This window comes from Mesorhizobium sp. M7A.F.Ca.CA.002.04.1.1 (assembly GCF_004022805.1).
GTDB classification, from domain to species: Bacteria; Pseudomonadota; Alphaproteobacteria; order Rhizobiales; family Rhizobiaceae; genus Mesorhizobium; species Mesorhizobium ciceri.
In genome coordinates, this window is sequence record NZ_RZPL01000244.1 from 1 (window position 1) to 7,256 (window position 7,256).

A 7,256-nucleotide genomic window follows, 5' to 3' on the forward strand; every position below is an offset into this window, starting at 1 on the left:
GATGTTGAGCGCGCCGATGATGCCGCCGCGCGCCCTGAGCGGCACGACGATGCGGCTGCGCAGCCTGGCGGCGAAGATCGGACCATCGATAGCGGTGGCGAAATGGAACCGCTCGTCGCTCAGCGCGTCGTCGGCGAGCAGATAGGGGACTTCGCCCCACAGCACCGAGCGGATCGGGCTGACTTCGGTCGGCAGCGGATGCTGGGCAAGCTCGCTCCAGCTGGTGTGGAAGCCGGCTTCGTAACAGGCGTGCCGGCGCCCATCATGCGACAGCACCGCCAGATCCATGTGGTCGTGCGGGATGAGCGAGCCGATCTCGATGGCTGTCGCGCGGAACGCCGTGCCGGGATCGATATGGCCGGCAAGCGCCCGCGATATCGCCAGCAGCCGGTCGATCAGGACCAGGGACACTTCCGCCATTGCTCTCACGATCCTCCCGTGCCGGGAAATAGTGGACGCATGCCGCCGCCGCTGTCAACGACGGTGCCTTTGGTCATAGGAATTTTTTCTTGACTCGGTGAGCTCAGCTATGGTACATTTTCGTCCATGGTGCTGATTTGCGCCGGTGACCCGCCGCACTGGCGGGTTTTTCATTTGCTGCTCCGTCAGCGCAGACGAAAGCTCCGAAGAAACCCGTTAGCCCTAGTTCGTTGCCCTGCCGTCGGCGCCGATCAACTTGCGGTGCAATGATTGTAAAGGGTTCGCGTCCTGGTCTAGGGAGGAGGCCAGGAGACCGAAACAGAATGCCAGTGACGCAAAACGTTGCTCCGGGCGCCCCGGGAATTCCGGCGCGCTGGACGTCAAGCGCCAAGAGCGGCGTCGGAACGTCGCTTTCGCCGGCCGGCCGGATCTGGTTCACGATCAGCCACGGCATGCTCAACGAAATCTACTATCCGCGCGTCGACAGTGCCTGCACCCGCGACCTCGGCCTCATCGTCACCGGCGCCGCCGGCTATTTCTCGGAAGAGAAGCGCGCTGCCACGCACAGCATCGAACCGTTCGAGGACGGCGTACCCGCCTACCGGCTGGTCAACACGGCGAACGACGGCGCCTGGCGGATCGAAAAGCGCATCCTCGCCGATCCGGCGCGCCCGGCGCTGCTGCAGGAAATCACCTTCACGGCGCTGAGGGGCGTCGCTGACGATTATCGCGTCTACGCGCTTCTGGCGCCGCATCTGGTCAATGCCGGCATGGGCAACACCGCCTGGGTCGGCGAGCACGAGGGAAAGCCCGTGCTGTTCGCCTCGGGGCGCGGCTCCTGCCTGGCGCTGGCCTCGTCGCTGCCCTGGCGGACCGGCTCGGCCGGCTATGTCGGTTTTTCCGACGGTTGGCAGCAACTGCACAACACAGGTGAGCTCGATGCTGCGTACCAGCGGGCCGAGGACGGCAATGTCGCGCTGACCGGCGAGATCGGCTTTTCCGCGGCCAGGACCAAGGCTTTGCTGGCGCTGGGATTTGGCGCGACGCCCGAGGAGGCCGCGGAACATGCTTTCGCCAGCCTGAAGCAGGGTTTTGAACCCGCGGCGAAATCCTACCTCCAGAACTGGCGCAACTGGCAAAAGGGCCTGCTGCCGCTCGACCGGCACGCGGTGCCCGGGATCAACTTCTATCGCGTCTCGACGGCGGTACTGGCGACGCACCGGTCGATCGCCACACCGGGCGCCGCGGTCGCCAGCCTGTCGATCCCGTGGGGCTTCGACAAGGGCGACGACGACCTCGGCGGCTACCATCTGGTCTGGCCGCGCGATCTGGTCGAGACGGCCGGCGGCTTTCTTGCTGCCGGCGACGCCGCCTCGGCGTTGCAAATCCTCGACTATCTCGGCTCCATCCAGCAGCCGGACGGCCACTGGCCGCAGAACGCCTGGCTCGACGGATCGGCCTATTGGCCCGGCATCCAGATGGACGAATGCGCCTTTCCGCTGCTGCTGGCCGAAGCTTTGCACCGCGCCGGCCATTTGCCGCACGCCAGGCTCGCAGTCTTTCTGCCGATGATCGAGCGCGCCGCCGGGTTCGTCGTGCGCAACGGGCCGGTCACCGGCGAGGACCGCTGGGAAGAGGATGCCGGCTACAGCCCGTTCACGCTCGCCGTCGAAATCGCCGCACTGCTTGCCGCAGCCGACCTGCTCGACGCCTGTGGCAAGCCGGACGGGGCGACCTATCTGCGCGAGACATCAGACGTCTGGAACGACCAGGTCGAGCGCTGGACCTACGTCACCGGCACGGCGATCTGCGGTCAAGTCGGCGTCGACGGCTACTATGTCCGCATCGCGCCGCCCGACAGCGCCTCGGCCGGTTCGCCGAAGGACGGCTATGTCCCGATCAAGAACCGGCCGCCCGGCGACACCGACCGGCCGGCCGAGCAAATCGTCAGTCCGGATGCGCTTGCACTTGTCCGCTTCGGTCTGCGGGCGGCCGACGACCCGCGCATGACAGACACGGTCAAGGTCATCGACGCGCAATTGCGCTGCGATCTGCCGCAAGGGCCGCTCTGGTACCGCTACAACGGCGACGGCTATGGCGAGCATGAAGATGGCGCACCTTTCGACGGCACCGGCCAGGGTCGCCCCTGGCCGCTGCTGGCCGGCGAACGCGCCCACTATGAGCTGGCGGCCGGGCGCAGGGAAAAGGCAGCCAGCCTGCTGGCAGCGCTGGAAGGCTCGGCCGGACCGGGCGGCCTGTTGCCGGAGCAGGTCTGGGACGGCGCCGATAGGCCGGAGCGCGAACTGCTGCACGGCCGCCCCTCGGGCAGCGCCATGCCGCTGGTCTGGGCGCATTCGGAGCATATCAAGCTGTTGCGCTCGCTGCGCGACGGCGCGGTCTTCGACATGCCCCCGCAAGGCGTCAAGCGCTATATCGAGGACAAGACCGTATCGCCGTTCAGAACATGGCGGTTCAACAACAAGATCCGCACGGTCCCGGCCGGCAAGACGCTGCGCTTCGAACTGTTGGCCCCGGCTACAGTCCATTGGAGCACCGACAACTGGGCGACCGCCCACGACAGCCAGACGGTAGAAAACGATTTCGGCATCCATCTTGCCGATCTGCCCGTCTCTGGCCTTCCCAAGGGAAGCACGCTGACCTTCACTTTTTTCTGGCCCGGGGCCGGCGATTGGGAGAATGTCGACTTCTCCGTCATCTCAGGCGACCAGGACAGCCAGCAGACCTTCCCTCGATAACCCCGCAAATCTCCTAGAAAACAGGGACGAAACCATGCAGATCGGAATGATGGGACTGGGCCGGATGGGCGCCAACATGGTCCGGCGCCTGATGCGCGACGGCCACGAATGCGTCGTCTACGACATCAACCCGGCCAGCGTCGCGGCCCTGGTGACCGACGGCGCGTCAGGGGCGGCCTCGATGGAAGAATTCATCGGCAAGCTGGCCAAGCCGCGCTGTGTGTGGCTGATGCTGCCGGCGGCGATCACCGGCAGGATCATCGACCAGGTGGCGGCCCTGATGGAGCCCGGCGACATCGTCATCGACGGCGGCAATTCCTATTATCACGACGCCGTCGACCAGGCCGCGAAACTGGCCGGCAAGGGCATCCATCTTGTCGATGTCGGCACCAGCGGCGGCGTCTGGGGCCTGGAGCGTGGCTACTGCCTGATGATCGGCGGTCCCGACGTGGCGGTGCAGCACCTCGATTCGATCTTCGCCACGCTGGCGCCGGGCGCCGATGCCGGCTCCAATCCGTCCAGGGATGCCGGGACCGCGCCCTTCGGCTACCTGCATTGCGGACCGAGCGGCGCCGGCCACTTCGTCAAGATGGTGCACAACGGCATCGAGTATGGCGTCATGGCCGCCTATGCCGAAGGCATGAACATCCTGAAATCGGCCAATGCAGGCAAGCGGCAACGGACGGCGGACGCCGAGACCAGCCCGCTGGAAAACCCGCAATACTATCAGTTCGACATCGACCTTCCCCAGGTGGCCGAGGTCTGGCGGCATGGCAGCGTTATCGGCTCCTGGCTGCTTGACCTGACGGCCGGCGCCTTGAAAAGCGATCCGGGCCTGGTGAATTTCGGCGGCCGCGTTTCGGATTCCGGCGAAGGCCGCTGGACGCTGAAGGCGGCCATCGACACCGGCGTGCCGGCTCCGGTGCTGTCCTCGGCGCTGTTCGACCGCTTCTCCTCGCAGGGCGAATCCGAATTCGCCGACAAGCTGCTCTCCGCCATGCGCTATGCCTTTGGCGGCCATGTCGAGAAGCCGAAGGCCGGCAAGTGAGGACAGCGGGGGAGACACGCGCATGAGCCAGGAACGGTCCGACACGCTGGTGCTCTTCGGGGCAACCGGCGACCTCGCCCACAAGAAGATATTTCCAGCCCTTTACCAGATGGTCGCCAAGGGCACGCTTACCGAACCGGTGATCGGCGTCGCCTTCGATGCCTGGGACCTCAAGCAACTGCAGGCGCGCGCGCGTGACGGCATCGTCAATGCGCTCGGCAAGATCGACGAAAAAGCGTTCGCCAAATTCGCCTCGCTGCTGCGCTACGTCAGCGGCGACTACCGTGACGGAGCGACGTTCGAGAAACTGAAGAGCGCGCTCGGCACCGCACAGCGACCGCTGCATTACATGGCGGTGCCGCCGACCATGTTCGAGACCGTCGTCCAGGGGCTGGAGCAGTCGGGCACGGCGCATGGCGCGCGGCTGATGGTGGAAAAGCCCTTCGGTCACGATCTGCAATCGGCGCGCTGGCTGAACCGGGTCCTGCATCTGGTGTTCGACGAGCAGTCGATCTTCCGCATCGACCACTACCTGGGCAAGGAAGCGATCCAGAACCTGCTCTATTTCCGCTTCGCCAATTCCCTCCTCGAGCCGATCTGGAACCGCAATTACGTCGAGAGCGTGCAGATCACCATGGCCGAGGATTTCGGCGTCGAGGGACGTGGCCGCTTCTATGACGATGTCGGCTGCATCAGGGACGTCATCGAGAACCATCTGCTCAACATCCTGTTGCTGCTTGCCATGGAGCCGCCTGTCGGCCGCTCCGCCGACGATCTGATCGACGAGAAGGTGCAGGTGCTGCGCGCGATCAGGACGCTGACCAAAGACGATGTCGTGCGCGGCCAGTTCACCGGCTATCTCACTGAACCCGGCGTGGCGCCGAACTCGCCCGTCGAGACCTTCGCGGCGGTGCGTTTCTTCGTCGACACCTGGCGCTGGCAGGACGTGCCGTTTTTCATCCGCGCCGGCAAGAACATGCCGGTGCATGTCACCGAAGTGGTGGTGCGGCTGAAGCGGCCGCCGCTCGATGTCTTCGATCCGATCAAGCCCGCCGACCAGAACTACGTCCGCTTCCGCATCGACCCACAGGTGGTGATCGCCATCGGAGCACAGCGCAAGGCGCCGGGCGACGACATGATCGGCGAGCAGGTCGAACTGACGGCGCTCGACGACTCGAAGGGCGACATGCCGCCCTATGAGCGCTTGATAGGCGACGCCATGAACGGCAACGGCCAGCTGTTCACCCGCCAGGACGCCAGCGAACTGGCCTGGCGCATCGTCGGCCCGGTGCTTGGCGACACCACGCCGCCGCACCTCTACGAGCCGCTGACATGGGGACCGGCGGACGTCATGGCCGGGTTCGGGCCACCCAATGGCTGGATCGATCCGGTGAAGTGAGAGGAACCACGCGATGGCCAAGGCAGTGAAGCAACCAGCATCGGGCACCGAGACGCCGGATACTGAAAAGATCGTGCTCACGATCGACATCGGCGGCTCGCACGTCAAGATCCTCACCAGCGCCGGCGGCGCGGAGCGCCGCGCCGATTCGGGGCCGGGGCTGACGCCGCAACAGATGATCGATACCGTGAAGAAGCTCGCCGAAGGCCTGTCCTACGACGTCGTCTCGATGGGCTATCCCGGTCCGGTCAACCACAACAGGCCGCTCGCCGACCCCGCCAATCTCGGCAAGGGCTGGGCTGGATTCGACTTTGCGGGCGCGTTCGGCAAACCGGTGAAAGTGGTCAATGACGCGCTGATGCAGGCCATCGGCAGCTACGAGGGCGGGCGCATGCTGTTCCTCGGGCTCGGCACCGGGCTCGGTGCGGCGATGATTGCCGACAACGTCGCCCAACCGATGGAACTCGCGCATCTGCCCTACAAGAAGGGCAAGAGCTTCGAGGATTATGTCGGCGAACGCGGCCTGGAAAAGCGCGGCAAGAAGAAATGGCGCAAATACGTCTTCGACGTCGTCGACCGGCTCCGTGCCGCCATGCAGCCTGACTATGTCGTCATTGGCGGCGGCAACGTCGACAAGCTCGATGAATTGCCCGCCGACTCCAGGCGCGGCGACAACACACGCGCCTTCGAAGGCGGGTTTCGTTTGTGGCGCGACAAGGCGCTGATAGTCTGATACTGTTATTGTTTAATATAGTTGTTCAAAATAACGTGTGACCTGCCATCAAGTCGTTGCAATACGCAGATTTGCCGACTAGGAATTCCGCGCTACAACAACGCCAATTCGTCCCGTGGACGCACGAAGGACGCCATAGCATTTTGATTTCGCGCATGATCCTTTCCGGAAGTCGAATCCGATTTTCAGGTCATTCGCTGTAGACGGAGAAATAGAGTGACCGACGATAGCAACAGTGCCCGTAAAGACATCGATCTGCTCGAGCTGACCGCCCACATCGTGTCCGCTTACGTCGAGAAGAACCGCTTGCCTGCCTCCGGCCTGGCCGACCTCATCGCCAGCGTCAGCGCCTCGATAAGCGGGCTCGGCAAGCCTGCGGTCCCGGTGGCTGCCCCGCTGGTCCCGGCGGTCAATCCCAAGAAGTCGGTGACGCCCGATTTCATCATCTGCCTCGAAGACGGCAAGAAGTTCAAATCGCTGAAGCGTCACATCGGTGTACATTTCGGCCTGACGCCGGACGCCTATCGCGCCAAATGGGGCTTGCCGTCGGACTATCCGATGGTCGCTCCCAACTACGCGGCCTCGCGTTCGCTGCTGGCGAAGTCGATCGGCCTCGGCCGCAAGGCCGCCCCCGTCAAGGCGCCCGCCAAGGGCAGGAAGGCCAAGGCCTCGGCCTGAACATTCAGTCCTGAGCCAACAGTTAGGACGACTGGAACAGAAGCCTGCCGGCGAATCCGCCTTGGCCGGCTTCCTATTTTTATGGCTTGGATAGGTGGCCGGGTTCCTAGAGCAATTCCAGGAAAAGTGTGAAACGGTTTTCCGTCCGGAATTGCGTAAAAAAACAAGGAGTTAGAGCGGGTCGCCGTTTCCGTGAAACGGTGAACTGCTCTTGGGGAGTGA

General features: G+C 64.3%; 5 protein-coding genes and 1 pseudogene. 5 read left to right on the plus strand and 1 reads right to left on the minus strand.

Annotation, left to right across the window (positions count from 1 at the left end; genetic code table 11):
- Window positions 1–420, minus strand: a pseudogene (locus tag ENZ75_RS14820) (ATPase); the annotation flags it as partial.
- 323 nt (window positions 421–743) lie between these two features.
- Between ENZ75_RS14820 and ENZ75_RS14825 the strand changes: the two are divergent.
- From ENZ75_RS14825 to ENZ75_RS14845, 5 genes are all read left to right on the plus strand, one after another.
- Window positions 744–3,176, plus strand: coding sequence for a glucan 1,4-alpha-glucosidase (locus ENZ75_RS14825; protein WP_063169508.1), 2,433 nt, complete (start codon window positions 744–746; stop codon window positions 3,174–3,176).
- A gap of 34 nt (window positions 3,177–3,210) precedes the next feature.
- Window positions 3,211–4,224 carry a phosphogluconate dehydrogenase (NAD(+)-dependent, decarboxylating) gene (gnd, locus tag ENZ75_RS14830; protein ID WP_063169509.1) on the plus strand — a complete coding sequence of 338 codons (1,014 nt, stop codon included), beginning with the start codon at window positions 3,211–3,213 and terminating at the stop codon, window positions 4,222–4,224.
- 22 nt (window positions 4,225–4,246) lie between these two features.
- Window positions 4,247–5,623, plus strand: coding sequence for a glucose-6-phosphate dehydrogenase (gene zwf, locus ENZ75_RS14835; RefSeq protein ID WP_063169510.1), 1,377 nt, complete (start codon window positions 4,247–4,249; stop codon window positions 5,621–5,623).
- A gap of 13 nt (window positions 5,624–5,636) precedes the next feature.
- Complete coding sequence (locus ENZ75_RS14840) at window positions 5,637–6,356, plus strand: ROK family protein (RefSeq protein WP_063169511.1); 720 nt, start codon at window positions 5,637–5,639, stop codon at window positions 6,354–6,356.
- A 216-nt stretch (window positions 6,357–6,572) separates the two neighbouring features.
- The gene (locus ENZ75_RS14845; RefSeq protein ID WP_013528917.1) at window positions 6,573–7,034 is read left to right on the plus strand and encodes a MucR family transcriptional regulator; all 462 of its coding nucleotides are present in this window, start codon (window positions 6,573–6,575) and stop codon (window positions 7,032–7,034) included.
- The last annotated feature ends 222 nt before the right edge of the window (window positions 7,035–7,256 follow it).